At 62.1% G+C, this 18,201-nt stretch carries 18 protein-coding genes; 8 read left to right on the forward strand and 10 right to left on the reverse strand.

From position 1 onward, the window contains the following. Nucleotides 1-9 precede the first annotated feature (9 nt). From C163_RS20940 to C163_RS20950, 3 genes are read right to left on the reverse strand one after another with little or no spacing between them, the layout of a single operon-like run. Nucleotides 10-1,347 carry an ATP-binding protein gene (locus C163_RS20940; RefSeq protein ID WP_025340458.1) on the reverse strand — a complete coding sequence of 446 codons (1,338 nt, stop codon included), beginning with the start codon at nt 1,345-1,347 and terminating at the stop codon, nt 10-12. A 15-nt stretch (nt 1,348-1,362) separates the two neighbouring features. Continuing rightward, nucleotides 1,363-1,881, reverse strand: coding sequence for a prepilin peptidase (locus C163_RS20945; protein ID WP_025340459.1), 519 nt, complete (start codon nt 1,879-1,881; stop codon nt 1,363-1,365). A 30-nt stretch (nt 1,882-1,911) separates the two neighbouring features. After that, a complete protein-coding gene (locus C163_RS20950) occupies nt 1,912-2,121 on the reverse strand; it encodes a Flp family type IVb pilin (RefSeq protein ID WP_025340460.1) in 210 nt (69 codons plus the stop codon). 450 nt (nt 2,122-2,571) lie between these two features. On the opposite strand from C163_RS20950, the gene C163_RS20955 reads away from it, so the two are divergent. Continuing rightward, entirely contained in the window at nt 2,572-3,450 is an 879-nt protein-coding gene (locus C163_RS20955; protein WP_025340461.1) for a DNA-binding response regulator, read from the forward strand. On the opposite strand, the gene C163_RS20960 is transcribed toward C163_RS20955, so the two are convergent. The 4 genes from C163_RS20960 to C163_RS20970 form a co-directional block, all read right to left on the reverse strand. Beyond that, nucleotides 3,435-3,935 carry an AlpA family transcriptional regulator gene (locus tag C163_RS20960; protein ID WP_025340462.1) on the reverse strand — a complete coding sequence of 167 codons (501 nt, stop codon included), beginning with the start codon at nt 3,933-3,935 and terminating at the stop codon, nt 3,435-3,437. The genes C163_RS20955 and C163_RS20960 overlap by 16 nt on opposite strands. A 5-nt stretch (nt 3,936-3,940) precedes the next feature. Next, the gene (locus C163_RS27570; RefSeq protein WP_081742319.1) at nt 3,941-4,216 is read right to left on the reverse strand and encodes a hypothetical protein; all 276 of its coding nucleotides are present in this window, start codon (nt 4,214-4,216) and stop codon (nt 3,941-3,943) included. A 194-nt stretch (nt 4,217-4,410) separates the two neighbouring features. Next, the gene (locus tag C163_RS20965; protein ID WP_025340463.1) at nt 4,411-5,625 is read right to left on the reverse strand and encodes an SAM-dependent methyltransferase; all 1,215 of its coding nucleotides are present in this window, start codon (nt 5,623-5,625) and stop codon (nt 4,411-4,413) included. Nucleotides 5,626-5,895: 270 nt separating this feature from the next. Further along, nucleotides 5,896-6,513, reverse strand: coding sequence for a TPM domain-containing protein (locus C163_RS20970; RefSeq protein WP_025340464.1), 618 nt, complete (start codon nt 6,511-6,513; stop codon nt 5,896-5,898). Between the two features lie 186 nt (nt 6,514-6,699). Between C163_RS20970 and bglX the strand changes: the two genes are divergently transcribed. From bglX to C163_RS20995, 5 genes are all read left to right on the forward strand, one after another. Beyond that, nucleotides 6,700-8,991 carry a beta-glucosidase BglX gene (bglX, locus tag C163_RS20975; RefSeq protein WP_025340465.1) on the forward strand — a complete coding sequence of 764 codons (2,292 nt, stop codon included), beginning with the start codon at nt 6,700-6,702 and terminating at the stop codon, nt 8,989-8,991. A 147-nt stretch (nt 8,992-9,138) separates the two neighbouring features. Further along, nucleotides 9,139-10,896: an ATP-binding protein gene (locus C163_RS20980; protein WP_025340466.1), complete on the forward strand. Its 1,758-nt coding sequence runs from the start codon at nt 9,139-9,141 to the stop codon at nt 10,894-10,896. Further along, nucleotides 10,890-12,224, forward strand: coding sequence for a sigma-54 dependent transcriptional regulator (locus C163_RS20985; RefSeq protein WP_025340467.1), 1,335 nt, complete (start codon nt 10,890-10,892; stop codon nt 12,222-12,224). Before C163_RS20980 ends, C163_RS20985 begins: the two co-directional genes overlap by 7 nt. 279 nt (nt 12,225-12,503) lie before the next feature. Next, entirely contained in the window at nt 12,504-13,823 is a 1,320-nt protein-coding gene (locus C163_RS20990) for an MFS transporter (RefSeq protein ID WP_025340468.1), read from the forward strand. 182 nt (nt 13,824-14,005) lie between these two features. Further along, on the forward strand, nt 14,006-15,145 hold the full coding sequence (locus tag C163_RS20995; protein WP_025340469.1) for a Fic family protein: 1,140 nt from the start codon (nt 14,006-14,008) through the stop codon (nt 15,143-15,145). Here the strand turns inward: C163_RS20995 and C163_RS21000 are convergent. After that, nucleotides 15,124-15,876, reverse strand: coding sequence for a membrane protein (locus C163_RS21000; protein WP_025340470.1), 753 nt, complete (start codon nt 15,874-15,876; stop codon nt 15,124-15,126). The genes C163_RS20995 and C163_RS21000 overlap by 22 nt on opposite strands. 344 nt (nt 15,877-16,220) lie before the next feature. Here C163_RS21000 and C163_RS21005 point away from each other — a divergent pair, with 344 nt between their 5' ends. Together C163_RS21005 and C163_RS21010 are read left to right on the forward strand one after the other, a co-directional pair. Beyond that, nucleotides 16,221-16,586, forward strand: a complete 366-nt coding sequence (locus C163_RS21005) for a heme utilization protein (RefSeq protein WP_025340471.1) — start codon at nt 16,221-16,223, stop codon at nt 16,584-16,586. Between the two features lie 118 nt (nt 16,587-16,704). Continuing rightward, nucleotides 16,705-17,310, forward strand: coding sequence for a flavin reductase family protein (locus C163_RS21010; protein ID WP_025340472.1), 606 nt, complete (start codon nt 16,705-16,707; stop codon nt 17,308-17,310). On the opposite strand, the gene C163_RS21015 is transcribed toward C163_RS21010, so the two are convergent. Further along, the gene (locus C163_RS21015) at nt 17,311-17,577 is read right to left on the reverse strand and encodes a hypothetical protein (protein ID WP_015271637.1); all 267 of its coding nucleotides are present in this window, start codon (nt 17,575-17,577) and stop codon (nt 17,311-17,313) included. A 130-nt stretch (nt 17,578-17,707) separates the two neighbouring features. Next, nucleotides 17,708-18,001 carry a putative quinol monooxygenase gene (locus C163_RS21020; RefSeq protein ID WP_025340473.1) on the reverse strand — a complete coding sequence of 98 codons (294 nt, stop codon included), beginning with the start codon at nt 17,999-18,001 and terminating at the stop codon, nt 17,708-17,710. Between the last annotated feature and the right edge of the window lie 200 nt (nt 18,002-18,201).

An 18,201-nucleotide genomic window follows, 5' to 3' on the forward strand; every position in this document is an offset into this window, starting at 1 on the left:
TGCATCTCCTTATCCAAGGAAGTCGATCTGGACGAAGTAGCTACGCCAGGCCCATTCCAGCTCCTGCGGCGACAGCGCCCCCTCGCCCCCCAGGTAACGCTGGCGGTCGAGCGCCATGTTCAGCAGGTCGCGAGGGTGGCATGGCACCAGCGGCACGCCTTCGGCCTCGTACAGCGCCTGTAGCGCATGGCGCAACAGCGACGGGTCGTAAGCCAGGCCCAGGCGCTCGCACTCCTGGCGCCAGATACGTTCGTATTCATCGACCTTCAGGTAGCTGAACTGCAGCTTGTAGCCAATGCGCCGCAAGAAGGCTTCGTCGGCCAGCTCCAGGGGATTGAGGTTGGTGGAAAAAACCAGCACCAGATCGAACGGCAACTCGCAATGGCGCCCGCCACCCAGGTTGAGGAAGTCGCGCTTCTCTTCCATCGGCACGATCCAGCGGTTGAGCAGTTCGGCCGGAGCCATGCGCTGGCGCCCCATGTCGTCGATGATGAACAGGCCGTTGCTGGCCTTGAGTTGCAGGGAGGCCTGATATTGACGGGTACTGGGATCGAAGCGGACGTCCAGTTGCTCCATGCCCAACTCACCGCCAGTGATCACAACCGGGCGTTTGCAGCGCACCAGCCGGCGATCGATGCCTTCGTTCAGCAACAGGCTGGTGGGTTGACCCTCCTCCTCCTCCAGGCGCTGATGCACCTGAGGGTCATACACCTCGATGACCGACTCATTGATTTCTATGGCATGCGGTACCCAGATGGATTCGGCGAACAGGCGAATCAACCGGCTGCTGACGTAGGTCTTGCCGGTGCCTGCGGGGCCGTAAATCATGATCGCGCGCCCGGAGTTCAGCGCTACGCCCAGTTGATCGAGCATGCTCTCCGAGAGCACTACGCCAGCGAAGGCCGTGTGCATGTCCTGCGTATTAATGCGGCCATGGTGGATGGTCTGCAGCTTGAGCAGGTCACGGTAGGCACTTACGGGGAAGGGCGCCGCGCCGATGTAGCCGCTGCGCGCCAATGCATCCCGGGCGGTACCGCGGCCGCGCTCGGTCAAGCCGTATCGCAGCACCTGCCCCCCCGTTTGCACACCTACCTGGCCCAGTACTTCGACGCGGCCATCCTTACGCAGAAAGGCCAGTACTTCTTCTACCACCGCACCGGTCAGTGCCAAGCGCTCCACCAGGCGCGACAGGTCCAGCGTACCGGCGTCGTGCAGGTGCTTGCACAGCAAATCACCGAGAAAGCTTTCTGCCAAGCCAGTCTCACGGACTGTACGTGGCTGCGGTGCCAGGCTCTGCACTGCATCCTTGTCACAGGCGCAGGCACCACTGTCTCTAAGTGCGTACATGGTTAGCCTCCCAGGCTATAGGCCAAGCGGTAGCCCGAAAAGGCTGACAAGGGTTCCAGACAAAATTGCGACCGAATAAGGGAAAGGCTTACCTGCCACCTCATCCTCCATCGGCGCCAAGTAAGCCCGCGCCGTCAACATCAGCCAATAGCGTTCTAAAGTCCGTTGTAATTGGCCACGTATGAGCACTATCAGGATTCCGCAAACTCCACCGGCTATCAGGCTGAAAAGTGCAGCCGAAAGTGCGTCATACGGTGTTAGAAAGGCTCCGACCATGGCCATCAACTTTACGTCGCCAGCGGCCATCCCCTCCAGCGCGTACATCGGCAGGAAAATGGCAAAACCAATAAACATACCCAACACGCCATGCCCCAGCCCAATAAGCCCGGCGGAGTAAGCCTGACCCGCCAAGCCCAAACCCAATCCCAGCAAGATAAGGACGTTGGGAATGCGGTGGTGGCGAAGATCCCCCACCACCGCAATACCTACCAGCCCTAGCAGCACGACAATGGCGAACAGAGATTCTGCGGACATTGCTGCATCTCCCATCGGGCCGAATATTGGTTAACCCCCGTTGGCAGGCGCGGCAGGCGCGTTGAGAACAGCATCTTTCAGTCCGGTGATCTTGGTGTTGACTGCCCCGCCCAACAGTTGGAAAGCACCCACAACGGTAAGAGTGATCAACCCACCAGCTACCGCGTACTCCACAATGGTCAGCCCATCTTCGTCTTTGACGAACTTCATAACCGAAGCCTTGATAGTTTGCAGATTCATTTCGCTCACCTCGCTAAGGACATTATTTTTCTTCCCGGGCAGTGGTGTTTTGCACTACCTGTTGCGAATCCTAGTCAGAGGGTGACAGCAGTAGTTAGGAGATTTTTGCGAATCGCTAGGACTTTTTTGCGGCCATTGGCCAGCATCGAAAAGGTGGGCGAGGCCACCAGTAAAACAGGCAGGAAACCCGAATATGAGAAGCACTTTCGTACGCATTTGCAGCCGGCTCAGGGAAAGGTTCTGGCACGTTTGTTCAAAGCCGACAAACGGTCGCCATGATCAAAGACCAGCCTGACTGCGGAACCTGTCTAACATCAGGGTTTTACAAAACCCATAGAACCCCTTAAGCAAAAACGATCTAAGGTAATAACCAAATTGCTCGGCGACTTAATAGTGTTTTGACAATACTGCTGCTCGTAGGGAAACTCCCCAGCATAAGGTTAAGTCACGATGTCTAACCCGGGCACAAAGCCGCTGTTGTTGTGGTTCGATCTGACACGCGATCGTTCCACCGAAGCGCTGATGGCACAGTTTAGTCATGTCTGCGATTGCAAACTGGCGAAGGCCGTCGCGCATTCCGAACGCCAGCATGCAGACATGATCTGCATGCATTTCGATCGCCCCGACACCCTCAACCTCAACCTGCTGCTGGAAGTGAAACGCAACTCACCATCCATCCCGGTCACCATGTTCACCGTGCAGCACTCCGAAGAGTTGGCCGTCTGGGCCATGCGTTCGCGGGTCTGGGAGTATCTGGTATTGCCGCTGACAAGCGGTGAGAAAAGTCGCTACATCGATGTCCTCAAGCAGCTTTGCGACATACGCCGCGCCAGCAAGGCCTCAGGCAATGCGCAGCGCATCGATCATCTTCCCTCCCTGCCGGACAGCATTCGCCTGACCGGCGAACACCACAAGCACCAGGCGCTGAGCAAGGTCATGCCTTACATCGACCAGCACTTCCGCGAATGTGTCGATCAAAAAGACCTCGCGCAGCGCTGCGGCATGACCACGGCCCGCTTCAGCCGCCTGTTCAAGGAAGTCAACGGCGTTGGGTTTTTGGATTACATCCTGAGCAAGCGCATGAATCTAGCCATGGACCTGCTCGTCAACAGCCAGATGCCGATTACCAGCATCGGCTATGAGGCAGGCTTCAAGGACCCGTCCTACTTCGCCCGCACCTTCAAGCAGGTCAGCAACTGCACGCCCAGCGAATACCGCCAGGCCCGCCAGCTCGAAGCGACGGCCAGCGAAACCGAGCCCTTGAAAGATACCAATGCAGCCGTGGCAGACAATTTGTTGCAGGGTGCGGGGACTCACAAGTATCGCTGAAGCACTACCCGTTCATATGCGCTTGAAATATTGACTGCCATCGCTATGCGAGCCAGTTCAAGGGTGCCCTGGCCAATTGAGTAGCTACCCCGCGCCTGCAACCAAACCAGAATGTCGGCAAGATGCCAGAGAGCAGTGCTGCCATCGTGCACGGGGGCAGGGAAGTTATGTGAATGCGCCAACATCAATTTCCGCATGTTTTGCCGAGATACGCCTATGATTTCAGCCACATCGGAAAGCCCTACAAGATCGGGGGTCGCTTCGATGAGGCGAGCGCCTGGCACCACTCTGCAAACATCTTTCAAAGCGCTCTCGATAGCCTCTTTCGCAGTAGGGGACTCGCGGATGAAGGCAAGCGCCAAGCGGCCCGGTTGACCTACGCCAACCACCGCATCATCGCATCCGCCTTCAGCCAGACGCTCCAGTAGCGCATCGGTGTCTTCGTTTTCGCTCAATTGATACTTGAGGGTGAACTCATATTCCACGGCTTCTACTCCTCTCCGGCATTTGGTGCGCCTGAGGCAACTTTGCTGCCCGAACAGTTATCAACCACACGCCTCAGCTGACGCGCCAAATTGCCAGGGCTCCTCGGGGTGCTCCAGATACTGGTAATGCAAAACTCCCCACACCGACAATGGGCATCGTTCCACGGGCAGTACATTTTCCCCCAACAATGCCCCCCACCCACCACTACTCTCCATCCCTTTGACTCAGCGTGCCTCAAGGCCTGCTCAACCTCCTTCCTGGCGTGACTGGGGCGTGACATCAGATTTTCTCCAGTGTGGACTTGCATGCCAAAGGTTGTCAAATGACAACCACCCAATCGGCAAGCGTGCACGCCACACTACAGAATTGATGATGCTGGGAGTCGCTGTAAGTAACTGTTGGGAATTGTCCTACGCGGAATCGGGACTTTGACCCGAAGAATGTTTTAGAGGCCCGTAGAAGCAAGCAGTGCTGTCAGAGCAACCCGTCCGCCTGCAACAACGTCTCCAGGCAATGCTCCTGCACCCCGTAAAACGCCTTGAGCTGCCCGATCTTCTCCAGCAACGCGCCGTTGTCCCCTGCCTGGCGCCGCTTCACCGCAAGAATCATCTTGTTCTTGTTGGTGTGCTCCAGCGAAATGAACTCGAACACCTTGGTCTCGTACCCGCAGGCTTCCAGGTACAGCGCGCGCAGGCTGTCGGTCAGCATCTCGGCCTGCTGGCCCAGGTGCAGGCCGTACTGCAGCATCGGTTGCAACAACCCTGGGCTGTGCAGTTGCGGGCGGATCTGCTTGTGACAGCACGGCGAGCACATGATGATCGCGGCGTTGCAGCGGATGCCGGTGTGGATGGCGTAGTCGGTGGCGATGTCGCAGGCATGCAGGGCGATCATCACTTCGATGGCCTCGGGCACCACGCTACGCACGTCGCCACACTGGAACTCCAGGCCTGGGTGCTCCAGGCGCAAGGCGGCGGCGTTGCACAAGTCGACCATGTCCTGGCGCAGCTCGACGCCGGTTACCTGTGCTTCGCGGCCCAGGCTGTTGCGCAGGTAGTCGTGCATGGCAAAGGTCAGGTAGCCCTTGCCAGAGCCGAAGTCGGCCACCCGCAGCGCCTGCTCCGCCGGCACCGGGGCGCTGGCCAGGGCATGGTCGAAGACTTCGATGAACTTGTTGATCTGCTTCCACTTGCGCGACATGGACGGGATAAGCGCGCCTTGTGCGTCAGTCACGCCGAGGTCACGCAGGAACGGCCGCGACAGCTCCAGGTAGCGCTTCTTCTCGCGGTCATGGCCGCTGCTGCTGGCAGCTTCGCGCGGTGCCTGTGCGCCGTGGCGCTGGAGCATGGGCTTGCCCTTCTTGCTGAAGGTCAACTGCACTTCACCGTCGGCATCGAACAGGTGCGCGTTGCGGAAGCTGTCCGGCAGCAGCTCGGCGACCAGCGCCTGGGCCTGGTCCAGCGCCAGGTTGCGGGTGATGTCGCGGGTCTGGTGGCGATAGACCAGCGACAGGCACGGCTGGCCCTTGACCTGCAGCGGCTTGGCAATGATCCGTTGCAAGGTCTGGTCGGCACCGACATGGCGCGCCAATACCAGTTTGACCAGGGTATTGCCATGCAGGGCGGCTTTCAGCAGGTCGAGAAACTGGGTGCGCGCATCCGGCGCGGATGGGGCAGAAGAACTGGCGGACATGGAAAAACGGTGCCTCGGATAGCGGGGAGCGCATGGCGCAATGCACGCATTCTACAGGGTGCTCAACTTCCTGTGGGAGCGGGCTTGCCCTAATGCCAGTCAGTTAAGGTCTGCCTGTTTAATTGGGGCTGCTTTGCAGCCCTTCGCGGGCTTGCCCGCTCCCACAGGGGTCGCGCAAATCATGGGCTCAGCGGCACACCTGTGGGAGCGGGCAAGCCCGCGAAGGGCCGCAAAGCGGCCCCCATTTGCTTAACTGACTGGCATTAGGGCTCAATCGAGAATCACCAACCGGTTGGGCAACTCGTTACGTGCATGGGTAGGCGGCACATGTTCGCTGAGCAGTTCGCCGCACGCCTCGATGCACTCGACAAAACCCTGCAAGGTGCGGCCCTGGCGTACCTGTTCGGCAAAGCGGGCGACGATGGCCGCGCGGGCGGTGGCATCCAGGTAGTGCTCGATGCCGCGGTCGACCAGGATCTCCACATGCCGCTCCGCCTCGCTGACGAAGATCAGTACGCCCGTGGCACCAGCAGTGCGCTGCAGGTTCTGTTCGCGAAACTGCTGGCGGGCCAGGCGCGAGGCGCGCCAGCGGCGCAGGGCTCGGGGGATCAGCCAGCCGGCCAGGCGTGGGCTGCGCAGCAGCAGGCACAAGCCGACGAACAACAGCACATTGGCCACCAGCAAGCCACGCACTCCGGGCCAACCCAGCAGCCAGTGAAACAGGGCCGGCACGGCCAGCGCCAGCACGGCGGCCCAGAACAACGGCCAGTAGGCGTAGTCATCGGCCCGGCGGGCCAGCACCGTCACCAGTTCGGCATCGGTGCGCCGTTCGGCACGGGCAATGGCTTCGGCGATCTGGCGCTGATGGTATTCGTCGAGGGGGGTCATGCCGTCGGTCTCTTGAGCGTTCTTATAGTTGTTGTCCCGGCATTCGGGGCTTCGTCCGCAGGCGACATATTCAGGCATAATCCGCCGCTGGAAGAAATGCCTGCAAATCGTACAACAATAGCCGCCTGAAAACTTCGGCCGCGCGCGTATCACCGTGGATACGGCAGAGGCCCCACAACGGAATTGATGATGAAACTGTCTTTGCTGGGCCTGGCCATGGGCCTTGCCAGTCAGGCGGCCCTCGCCGCCCCCTCCGCCCCGCCCCTGCAGGACAAGCAGGCGTTCATCGACCATCTGATCAGCCAGATGACCGAAGCCGAGAAGATCGGCCAGCTGCGCCTGATCAGCATCGGCCCGGAAATGCCCCGCGACAAGATTCGCGAGGAAATCGCCGCCGGCCGCATCGGTGGCACCTTCAACTCGCGTACCGCGCCCGAGAACCGGCCGATGCAGGACGCGGCCATGCGCAGCCGCCTGAAGATCCCGATGTTCTTCGCCTACGATACCGTCCACGGCGAACGCACCATTTTCCCGATCGGCCTGGGCATGGCCGCGACCTGGGACATGGACGCCGTCGCCAAGGTCGGCCGCACCGCCGCCATCGAAGCCGCGGCCGACGCCCTGGACATGACCTTCGCACCGATGGTCGACATTGCCCGCGACCCGCGCTGGGGCCGCACCAGTGAAGGCTTTGGCGAAGACACCTACCTGACCTCGAAGATCGGCCAGGTGATGGTCCGCTCGTTCCAGGGCAGCAGCCCGGCCAATCCCGACAGCATCATGGCCATCGTCAAGCACTTCGCCCTGTATGGCGCGGTGGAAGGCGGGCGCGACTACAACACGGTCGATATGAGCCTGCCGAAAATGTACAACGACTACCTGCCGCCCTACCGCGCCGCGCTTGACGCTGGTGCCGGCGGGGTGATGGTGGCGCTGAACTCGATCAACGGCGTGCCGGCCACCTCCAACACCTGGCTGATGAACGACCTGCTGCGAAAGGAGTGGGGCTTCAAGGGCGTGACCATCAGCGACCACGGCGCCATCCAGGAGCTGATCCGCCATGGCGTCGCCCGCGATGGCCGCGAAGCCGCCAAGCTGGCGATCAAGGCCGGCATCGACATGAGCATGAACGACACCCTGTACGGCGAAGAGCTGCCAGGCCTGCTGAAGTCCGGCGAAGTGACCCAGGGCGAACTGGACCAGGCGGTGCGCGAAGTGCTGGGTGCCAAGTACGACATGGGCCTGTTCAAGGACCCGTACGTGCGCATCGGCAAGGCCGAAACCGACCTGAAGGACTACTACGGCAACGACCGCCTGCACCGCGATGCCGCGCGTGACGTGGCGCGCCGCAGCCTGGTGCTGCTGGAAAACCGCAACCAGACCCTGCCGCTGAAAAAGGCCGGCACCATCGCCCTGGTCGGCCCGCTGGCCGATGCCCCGATCGACATGATGGGCAGCTGGGCAGCCGACGGCAAACCAGTGCACTCGGTGACCGTGCGCGAAGGCTTGCGCCGCGCCGTGGAGGGCAAGGCCAAGCTGGTCTACGCCAAAGGTTCCAACGTCACCGGCGACAAGGCGATGTTCGATTACCTGAACTTCCTCAACTTCGATGCACCGGAAATCGTCGACGACCCGCGCCCGCCCGCGGTGCTGATCGACGAGGCGGTGAAGGCGGCGAAGCAGTCCGATGTGGTGGTGGCAGTGGTCGGTGAATCCCGCGGCATGTCCCACGAGTCGTCGAGCCGTACCACCCTGGAAATCCCGGCCAGCCAGCGGGAACTGATCAAGGCCCTGAAGGCCACCGGCAAGCCGCTGGTGCTGGTGCTGATGAACGGCCGCCCACTGTCGATTGCCTGGGAACGCGAGCAGGCCGACGCCATTCTGGAAACCTGGTTCGCCGGTACCGAAGGCGGCAACGCGATTGCCGACGTGCTGTTCGGCGATTACAACCCGTCCGGCAAGCTGGCCATCACCTTCCCGCGCTCGGTCGGGCAGATCCCGATGTACTACAACCACACCCGTATTGGCCGGCCCTTCACGCCGGGCAAGCCGGGCAACTACACCTCGCAGTACTTCGAAGAGCCCAATGGCCCGCTGTACCCGTTCGGCTATGGCCTGAGCTACAGCAGTTTCGAGCTGTCGGGGCTGAAGCTGTCGAACAAGGACCTCAAGCGTGGCGACACGCTGGAAGCCAAGGTGACGGTGAAGAACACCGGCAAGGTGGCAGGCGAGACCGTGGTGCAGCTGTACCTGCAGGATGTATCGGCATCGATGAGCCGCCCGGTGAAGGAATTGAAGAACTTCCAGAAGCTGATGCTCAAGCCTGGCGAATCGCGCACGTTGAGCTTCCGCATCAGCGAAGAAGACCTGAAGTTCTACAATGGCCAACTGCAGCGGGTTGCCGAGCCAGGGGAATTCAATGTCCAGGTCGGGCTGGATTCCCAGGCGGTGCAGCAGCAGAGCTTTGAACTGCTGTAACTGACCGGTTTGCCTGTACCGGCCCCTTCGCGGGCTTGCCCGCTCCCACAGGTACTGCACAAGTCCATCGGGCTGTGAATCTCCTGTGGGAGCGGGCAAGCCCGCGAAGAGGCCGGCCCTGATACTCCATTCATCCGGACCCGCCCCATGCCCTTTTCCGTTCGCGCCCTGCGTCTGGGGCTGATCACCCTGCTGATCGTGCTGGGCACCGCCCTCAGCGCCGGCTGGGCCATGCACCAGGCCAAGCGCCAGGCCATGGAAGCCGACGCCCAGCGTGCCAGCCAGCAGTTGGGCCTGTACGCCAATGCCCTGCACACGCTGATCGACCGCTACCGCGCCCTGCCCGCCGTGCTGGCACTGGACCCGGAGCTGATCGCCGCCCTGCGTGGCCCGGTCAGCGAACCGGTGCAGGACGCCCTGAACCGCAAGCTCGAACGCATCAATGGCGCCGCCAACTCCTCCACCCTCGAACTGCTCGACCGCACCGGCCTGGCCATCGCCGCCAGCAACTGGCGTTTGCCCAGCAGCTACGTGGGCTCCAACTACGGTTTCCGCCCCTACTTCAAGCAGACCCGCAGCCAAGGTAGTGGCCGCTTCTACGCCGTGGGCGTGACCAGTGGCGTGCCGGGCTACTTCCTCGCCAGCGCGGTGAACGACGAGCATGGCCGCTTCCTCGGCGCCATGGTGGTGAAGCTGGAGTTCCCCGAGCTGGAGCGCGAGTGGCGCCAGGGCAGCGACATCCTGCTGGTCAGCGATGCCCGCGGCATCACCTTCATCGCCAACCAGGACGGCTGGCGCTACCGCGAACTGCAGCCACTCAGTGGTGCCGACCGTGCCGAACTGGCCGAAACCCGTCAGTACGACAAGCAGCCGCTGGTGCCGCTGCAGCACCAGGTGCTGACCCGCTTTGCCGCCAACAGCACCCTCAGCCGGGTGCAAGGCCCGGAGGGCAGCGCCGAGTACCTGTGGGAAAGCCTGCCACTGGAGGGTGAAAACTGGACCTTGCACCTGCTGCGCAAGCCGCAGGTGGCCGCCGACGGTCGCAATGCCGCCCTCGGCGCCGCCGCCGTTTGGCTGAGCCTGGTGTTCGCTGCGCTGTTCGTCAGCCAGCGCCTGCGCCTGGCCCGCCTGCGCCAGCGCAGCCGGGAGGAGCTCAAGCGCCAGGTCGAGGAGCGCACCCGTGAGCTGCGCACCGCCCAGGAGGGGCTGGTGCAATCGGCCAAGCTGGCGGCGCTGGGGCAGATGTCGGCAGCCATGGCCCATGAAATCAACCAGCCGCTGACCACCCAGCGCATGCAGCTGGAGACCCTGCGCCTGCTGCTCGACCATGGCCGACATGACGAAGCACGCCAGGCACTGGAGCCGCTGGAGCAGATGCTCACACGCATGGCCGCGCTCACCAGCCACCTGAAAACCTTCGCCCGCAACAGCCCGGTCGGCCTGCGCGAGCGCCTCGACCTGGCCACGGTGGTCGACCAGGCCCTGCACCTGCTGGAAGCACGCATTCGCAGCGAAGAAGTGGAAGTAGCCCTGTACCTGGCGCGCCCGGCCTGGGTGCGCGGCGATGCCATTCGCCTGGAGCAGGTGCTGATCAACCTGCTGCGCAATGCCCTCGACGCCATGGCCGACAAGCGCTACAAACGCCTGGAGATCCGCATCGAGCCCGACGGCGAGCTGTGGCGCCTGAGCGTGCTGGATTCGGGTGGCGGCATTGCCGAGGCCGACCTGGCCAAGGTCTTCGACCCGTTCTTCACCACCAAGCCGGTGGGCGAAGGCCTGGGGCTGGGCCTGGCCATTTCCTACGGCATCGTCCACGAGGCCGGTGGCCAGCTACAGGCCGAAAACCTGCCTGGCGGCGCGCGCCTGAGCCTTACCCTGCCCCGTGACCTGGAGCCTGTATGTTGAATTCAGTGATCGTCGTCGATGATGAAGCCAGTATCCGCACCGCGGTCGAGCAATGGCTGAGCCTGTCCGGCTTCAGCGTGCAACTGTTCGCCCGCGCCGAAGAATGCGTGGCACACCTGCCACGGCACTTTCCCGGGGTAATCATCAGCGATGTACGCATGCCGGGCATGGATGGCCTGCAATTGCTCGAACGCCTGCAGGCGGACGACCCCGACTTGCCGGTGATCCTGCTGACCGGCCACGGCGATGTGCCCATGGCAGTGGAAGCCATGCGCAGCGGGGCCTACGACTTCCTGGAAAAACCCTTTACCCCGCAGCACCTGCTGGGCAGCCTGCGCCGGGCCCTGGAAAAGCGCCAGCTGGTCCTGGAAAACCGCCGCCTGCACGAGCAGGCCGACCTAAAGTCACGCCTGGAAGGCACGCTGCTTGGCATGTCCCAAGGCCTGCAACAGCTGCGCCGGCAAGTGCTGGATCTGGCCAGCCTGCCGGTCAATGTGCTGATCCGCGGCGAAACCGGCAGTGGCAAGGAGCGCGTGGCCCGCTGCCTGCACGATTTTGGCCCGCGCGCCGACAAGCCGTTCGTCGCCCTCAACTGTGCAGCCATCCCCGAGTCGCTGTTCGAGGCCGAGCTGTTCGGCCATGAAAGCGGCGCTTTTACCGGTGCCCAAGGCAAGCGCATCGGCAAGCTGGAGTACGCCAACGGCGGCACGGTGTTCCTCGACGAAATCGAAAGCATGCCGCTGGCCCAACAGGCCAAGCTGCTGCGGGTGATCCAGGAACAGAAGCTGGAGCGCCTGGGGGCCAACCAGAGCATCAGCGTCGACCTGCGCATCATTGCCGCGACCAAGCCCGACCTGCTCGAAGAAGCCCGCGCCGGGCGCTTCCGCGAAGACCTTGCCTATCGCCTGAACGTTGCCGAGCTGCGCCTGGCGCCATTGCGTGAACGGCGTGAGGACATTCCACTGCTGTTCGAGCACTTTGCCCGTGCCGCCGGCGAAAAGCTTGGCCGCGCAACCCCGCCACTGTCGGGTGCGCAACTGGCGCAGCTGCTGTCACACGACTGGCCGGGCAACGTGCGTGAACTGGCTAACGCGGCGGAACGCCATGCATTGGGGCTGGGCTCACCGAACATCGAGGTGGCGCCTGCCGGGCAGTCGCTGAGCGAGCAGATGGAAGCGTTCGAGGCGCAATGCCTGCGCGCGGCGCTGCGCCAGCACGGGGGCGCGATCAATGCAGTGATGGAAACGTTGCAGCTGCCGCGGCGCACGCTGAACGAAAAGATGCAGCGGCACGGGTTGGTGCGCGAGGACTTCATTGGGCGGGAATGAGCGGAAATCCGCCTATCGCGCTCGATCACTAAGCAAATAACCGCTCATTAACAGGATTCTTTTGGGGCTGCGTTGCGGCCCTTCGCGGGCACGCCCGCTCCCACAGGGAAACGCGAAGATTCAGACGTCACGCGGTCCCTGTGGGAGCGGGCGTGCCCGCGAAGGGGCGCGCAGCGCCCCCATTTGAAGCCCAATGCACCCATTTGGCACACCTTCTGCAATTGCCTTGGCAAGCTGCGCCACGGCGCGCTCCACAAAAACAACGAGAAGGTATCCCTGATGGATAATGCCACCTCCCTGCCAGCCGGGGCGGCCACCGCGCCTGCCACAGAAAAAACCACCGCCAGCCGCTTGAAGTCGATCTTCAGCGGGTCCATCGGCAACATGGTCGAATGGTACGACTGGTACGTCTACGCCGCATTCTCGCTGTACTTCGCCAAGGCCTTCTTCCCAGCCGGCGATTCCACCGCACAATTGCTCAATACCGCCGCGATCTTCGCCGTGGGCTTCCTCATGCGCCCGATCGGTGGCTGGCTGATGGGCCTGTACGCCGACCGCAAAGGCCGCAAGGCCGCATTGATGGCCTCGGTGCTGCTGATGTGCGCCGGCTCGCTGGTCATCGCCCTGACCCCGGGCTACGAAACCATCGGCGTCGCCGCGCCAATCCTGCTGGTCATCGCACGGCTGCTGCAGGGCTTGTCGGTGGGTGGTGAATACGGTACCTCGGCCACCTACCTCAGCGAAATGGCCAGCAAGGACCGCCGTGGCTTCTTCTCCAGCTTCCAGTACGTGACCCTGATCTCCGGCCAGCTCATCGCCCTGGCGGTACTGATCGTCCTGCAACAGACCCTGACCACCGAGCAGCTGTATGCCTGGGGCTGGCGCGTACCGTTCGTGATCGGTGCGCTGTGCGCCGTGGTGGCCCTGTACCTGCGTCGCGGCATGGAAGAAACCGCCTCCTTCACCAAGAAGGAAAAGGCCAAGGAAAGCCTGATGCGCACCCTGCTGCGCCACCCCAAGGAGCTGATGACCGTGGTCGGCCTGACCATGGGCGGCACCCTGGCCTTCTACACCTACACCACCTACATGCAGAAGTACCTGGTCAACACCGTGGGCATGAGCATCAGCGACTCGACCACCATCTCGGCCGCCACGCTGTTCCTGTTCATGTGCCTGCAGCCGCTGATCGGCGGCCTGTCCGACAAGATCGGTCGACGCCCGATCCTGATCGCCTTCGGTGTACTCGGCACCCTGTTCACCGTACCGATCCTCAGCACCCTGCACACCATCCAGACCTGGTGGGGTGCGTTCTTCCTGATCATGGCGGCGCTGATCATCGTCAGCGGCTACACCTCGATCAACGCCGTGGTCAAAGCCGAGCTGTTCCCCACCGAAATCCGCGCCCTGGGCGTGGGCCTGCCGTACGCCCTGACCGTGTCGATCTTCGGCGGCACCGCCGAGTACGTGGCCCTGTGGTTCAAGAGCGCCGGCATGGAGAGTGGCTTCTACTGGTACGTCACCGCCTGCATCGCCTGCTCGCTGCTGGTTTACGCGACCATGAAGGACACCAAGCAGCACTCGCGGATTACCACTGAGTGATGCTGGCCTGGCAGTACTGAAAAGGGGCGCTCCAGTGCATGGGGCGCCCCTTTTTTGTGATACGCGGCAGCCTGTGAGCCGATTGACGGCCTTATTCGGCTCACAGAATGAACCGAATAGCGCTATTATTCGGCTCACAAGATGAGCCGAATAGCCGGCTCATTCGGCTCATGGGACGGATCATGAATAGCCCCTTATGGATCTGGCAGCAACCTGCCTGGCCACGCTTCACCTGGCAAAACGAAGCCATCGCGCCAACGCTACGCAATTGCATCGACATGCAAGGACGCCTGCTGGGCAAGATCGGCAGCGTCGATGCGCTCAGCAAGTGCCAGAACATCCTCGATACGCTGCTGCAAAACATCGTCACCTCTTCGGCAATCGAAGGTGAGCAGTTGAACGTGGGTTCTGTCCGCTCTTCCCTCGCTCGCCGGCTGGGCATCGAGGAGCAAGGACCTACCAATGCCCGCAGTGAAGGGCTGGCGGAGCTGATGCTGGATGCAACGCAAGGGTATGACCGACCGCTGACCCTGCAGCGCCTGTACACCTGGCACCAGTGGCTGTTCCCACTGGCACAAGGCGCCTTGAGCAAAGCGATACTGGTCGGCCAGTTGCGTGATGAAATGCCCATGCAGGTGATCTCCGGCCGGCTCGACAAGCCTACCGTGCATTTCGAAGCACCACCGCGCGATGGCCTGGAAGCCCGACTCAACGAGTTTCTCGACTGGTTTGCCAACAGTCGCGATTCCACCAGCCTGGACCCACTGCTACGTGCTGGCATCGCCCACTTCTGGTTCGTCACCCTGCATCCGTTCGACGATGGCAATGGCCGTCTGACTCGGGCAATCACCGACCTGGCGCTGGCGCAAGGTGAGCGACAGGCCATTCGTTTCTATGCCATGTCTGCCAGCATCCTCGAAGACAGGGCCGGCTATTACCAAGTGCTGGAGAACAGCCAGAAAGGCGACCTGGATATCACCCGCTGGCTATCCTGGTTTCTTGCTACCCTGCTGCGCAGCCTGGAACAGGCCCTGGCCAATATCGACCGGATACTGGCCAAGGCCAGGTTCTGGCAAGCACATCGCTCAGATGGTTTGCTGCCCGAACAGGTAAAGGTGCTCAACAGGTTGCTCGATGGCGGCCCCCGAGGATTCGAGGAAGGCATCAACGCAGCGCAATACCAGGCGGTGGCGAAGGTATCAAAGGCCACTGCGACCCGCCACCTGACCGATCTGCTCGACAAGGCCTGCCTGGTTCGCCTGCCTGGCGGGGGCCGCAGTACCCGCTACCGCATCAAGACTCAGGACATCTCCAACGCCTGACGCGGCTCACGGCGCTGGTACCAGGTGGCCATCAGCACCAGTACCAGCAACACCCCGCCCAGCACCGCCGAAGAGCCGACCGTGCCGAAGTCCAGGCCGCCCTTCTCGTGGGGCTTGGTGAGGAAGTCGCCCAAGGTGGCGCCGAACGGGCGGGTAAGCACGAACGCAACCCAGAACAACACCACGCCAGGGATGCGTGTCCAGTAGCGGGCCACCACTACCAAGGCGATGGCACTGCCGATCAACAGTGCGCCACCGGCAAAACCGAGCCCCGAGTCATCGGCCAGGTAATCGCCCAGCGCGGTGCCGAGGGTGTTGGAAAACAGGATCGCCACCCAGTAGAACAATTCGCCCGTGCGGTTCTTGATGCGGGTGACATCCAGCGGGTTGCCGCTCAGGCGCCATACCAGGAAGGTCAGCAGCAGGATGCCGATGAGGATGGCCGAACCCGCGGCGTAGCCCAGGCCTAGGGTGCGGTCCATGAAGTCGGACATGGTGGTGCCGGCGGTGCTGGTGGAAAGGATCACCAGCCAGTACAGCATCGGATGGTAGCGGCGCGAGTACAGCTGGCCGAGCAAGGTCAGCAGGAACACGCTGATCAGCAGCAGCGAGCTGAGGGCATAGCCGATGTTCAGGGTCATCGACAGCAAATCACCCGCCGTTTCGCCAAGGGTGGTAGCGCAGATCTTCATGACCCAGAAGGCCAAGGTGATTTGCGGAAGTTTGTTCATTGTTGTGCCGCTCCGGTTTGAGGTGCGGCGATGGTGCTGAGCAGCATTTGAAAAATCGGTTGGTGATGTATGAAAAATGCGTTGAGCAGCCTTCAATGACAGATTTTTCATCCTTAACGCCCCATTAATTCCACCCCCTCAAGCTGCAATGGCTGGCAGAACGTCGGCGCATGGGCAGACACATCCTGAGCCAAAACCGCTGCCAGAGCCCCAAGATGCGCGCCAACATATATCTAATTATTCGATTTTTAAGCGCTATTATTTGCGCTTTTTAATCAAGTTAATCGGCGTAGGATTAAACCCATAGAAACAAAACAACCTCAAGAACCCCTGGAGCAACGACCATGAAAAACAAACTGATCCTCACCCTGGCCCTCTCGGTTTTCGCTGCTGGCGCCTTCGCCGAAGATGGCTTCAACCGCACCAACGCCCACACCTTCGCAGCGACCCAGAGCCAATCCGCTGCCTACGCTGAAGATGGCTTCGACCGCACTGGCGGCCAGCGTTTCGCCGAAGACGGCTTCGACCGCACCGGTGGCCAGCGTTTCGCCGAAGACGGCTTCGACCGCACCGGTGGCCAGCGCTTCGCTGAAGACGGCTTCGACCGCACCGGTGGCCAGCGCTTCGCTGAAGACGGCTTCGACCGCACTGGCGGCCAACGTTTCGCCGAAGATGGCTTCGATCGCACCAACGCCCACCGCATCAGCTGATCCCTGATGCGAGCACCCAGCCCGGCTTCGGCCGGGCTTGATCATTTGCAGGCGGGCACAGGCTTGGCACACTAGGCGCCTTGTCCACCAGGAGGTAGGGCCAGCAAGCCCAGCACAGATGTATTACTACGAACCCGCCAAAGGCCACGGCCTGCCCCACGACCCGTTCAACGCCATCGTCGGCCCCCGCCCTATCGGCTGGATCTCCTCACAGGACCGCGAAGGCCGCCTGAACCTGGCGCCCTACAGCTTCTTCAATGCCTTCAACTACATCCCGCCGATCATCGGTTTCTGCAGCGTCGGGCGCAAAGACAGCCTGAACAACATCGAGCAGACCGGCGAATTCGTCTGGAACCTGGCAACCCGCCCGTTGGCCGAGCAGATGAACCAGAGCTGCGCACCGGTTGCCGCCGAGATAAGCGAATTTGAATTGAGCGGCCTCACCGCCAAGCCGTCGAACATCGTCAACGTGCCGCGTGTCGGCGAAACCCCGGTGGCCTTCGAGTGCAAGGTCAGCCAGATAGTCCAGCTCAAGCGGGCCGACCAGGAACTGGTGCCCAGCTGGCTGATCCTGGGTGAAGTGGTGGCGGTGCACATTGCCGAGCACCTGTTGAAGAACGGTATCTACGATACCGCTGCCGCCGAGCCGATCCTGCGTGGCGGTGGCCCGGCAGACTATTTCGAGCTGGGCAACCTGTTCAAGATGGCCCGCCCGCCGGCCTGATCACCAGATCAGCTCACCCTCTTCGCTGACGCCCTGCAGGCGTTGCAGCTCGGCCGTGGCCGCTTCATCGGCGGCCACGGCGCCCTTGAACACCTGGCCGTCGAGAATCTTGTGAAAGCGCGGCGCGCCGCCCATGCCCAGGGCCTTGACCGCGATGGCCGCGTTGTAGCCGCCACCTTCCACCGGGACCATCGCCGAAACCGCTTCGAAATGCGGGAATTCTCTACGTGCCATGTTGCTATCTACCTGGTTGATCAAGGGCAGCATCTTACCCCATTCACCTGCACCGGCCCTATCGCCGGCAAGCCAGCTCCCACAGGTACTGCACCGCCCTCAAGACCTGTGATGACCCTGTGGGAGCTGGCTTGCCGGCGATGAGGCCAGAACAGGCAATACCTCAATCAAAGGTATGCAGATCCAGACTGCTGACCACCTGTTCCTGCACCAACTCACCAAACACTTCCAGCGTTGCCGAAGCAAAGTAGCCAGTCATCGCCTGCTGGTCTTGCCAGCTGCCACTGAGCAACCATAAATCGGCATCAGCCTGCGAACGCTGCACCGTGAAACTCAGGCAGCCCGGTGCCCGCAACGAGGGCTCGAGCAGGTCACGCAGGCGCGCGCCCAGCTCCGCCGAGCGCCCGCTGCTGGCACGGATGAAAGCAAGGTGGGTGACCGGTTGTGTCGGGGTCATTGCACAATCTCCTTGAAGCAGGCGGACGGAAAAGCCAGGCTGCCAAGGTTAGGGCCTCACCCGCGCGACGCGTTAGGCCATTACTGCTCGCCGATTGCCTGATCCTGCAGCGCGGCAGGATCAGGCAATCGGCGTGCAGCTTTTGACTAGCGCCCGCCATTGCCCAAACCTATGCTGCGTCGGTCAGCAGAGGAAAGCCA

This window comes from Pseudomonas sp. FGI182 (assembly GCF_000511325.1).
Classification (GTDB): Bacteria; Pseudomonadota; Gammaproteobacteria; order Pseudomonadales; family Pseudomonadaceae; genus Aquipseudomonas; species Aquipseudomonas putida_Z.

What these genes read in the sequence shown, in the direction of transcription:
- C163_RS20940 (WP_025340458.1), bottom strand. Translation starts at nt 1,347, where the DNA reads ATGTACGCACTTAGAGACAGTGGTGCCTGCGCCTGTGACAAGGATGCA.
- C163_RS20945 (WP_025340459.1), bottom strand. Translation starts at nt 1,881, where the DNA reads ATGTCCGCAGAATCTCTGTTCGCCATTGTCGTGCTGCTAGGGCTGGTA.
- C163_RS20950 (WP_025340460.1), bottom strand. Translation starts at nt 2,121, where the DNA reads ATGAATCTGCAAACTATCAAGGCTTCGGTTATGAAGTTCGTCAAAGAC.
- C163_RS20955 (WP_025340461.1), top strand. Translation starts at nt 2,572, where the DNA reads ATGTCTAACCCGGGCACAAAGCCGCTGTTGTTGTGGTTCGATCTGACA.
- C163_RS27570 (WP_081742319.1), bottom strand. Translation starts at nt 4,216, where the DNA reads ATGTCACGCCCCAGTCACGCCAGGAAGGAGGTTGAGCAGGCCTTGAGG.
- C163_RS20965 (WP_025340463.1), bottom strand. Translation starts at nt 5,625, where the DNA reads ATGTCCGCCAGTTCTTCTGCCCCATCCGCGCCGGATGCGCGCACCCAG.
- C163_RS20970 (WP_025340464.1), bottom strand. Translation starts at nt 6,513, where the DNA reads ATGACCCCCCTCGACGAATACCATCAGCGCCAGATCGCCGAAGCCATT.
- bglX (WP_025340465.1), top strand. Translation starts at nt 6,700, where the DNA reads ATGATGAAACTGTCTTTGCTGGGCCTGGCCATGGGCCTTGCCAGTCAG.
- C163_RS20980 (WP_025340466.1), top strand. Translation starts at nt 9,139, where the DNA reads ATGCCCTTTTCCGTTCGCGCCCTGCGTCTGGGGCTGATCACCCTGCTG.
- C163_RS20985 (WP_025340467.1), top strand. Translation starts at nt 10,890, where the DNA reads ATGTTGAATTCAGTGATCGTCGTCGATGATGAAGCCAGTATCCGCACC.
- C163_RS20990 (WP_025340468.1), top strand. Translation starts at nt 12,504, where the DNA reads ATGGATAATGCCACCTCCCTGCCAGCCGGGGCGGCCACCGCGCCTGCC.
- C163_RS20995 (WP_025340469.1), top strand. Translation starts at nt 14,006, where the DNA reads ATGAATAGCCCCTTATGGATCTGGCAGCAACCTGCCTGGCCACGCTTC.
- C163_RS21000 (WP_025340470.1), bottom strand. Translation starts at nt 15,876, where the DNA reads ATGAACAAACTTCCGCAAATCACCTTGGCCTTCTGGGTCATGAAGATC.
- C163_RS21005 (WP_025340471.1), top strand. Translation starts at nt 16,221, where the DNA reads ATGAAAAACAAACTGATCCTCACCCTGGCCCTCTCGGTTTTCGCTGCT.
- C163_RS21010 (WP_025340472.1), top strand. Translation starts at nt 16,705, where the DNA reads ATGTATTACTACGAACCCGCCAAAGGCCACGGCCTGCCCCACGACCCG.
- C163_RS21015 (WP_015271637.1), bottom strand. Translation starts at nt 17,577, where the DNA reads ATGCTGCCCTTGATCAACCAGGTAGATAGCAACATGGCACGTAGAGAA.
- C163_RS21020 (WP_025340473.1), bottom strand. Translation starts at nt 18,001, where the DNA reads ATGACCCCGACACAACCGGTCACCCACCTTGCTTTCATCCGTGCCAGC.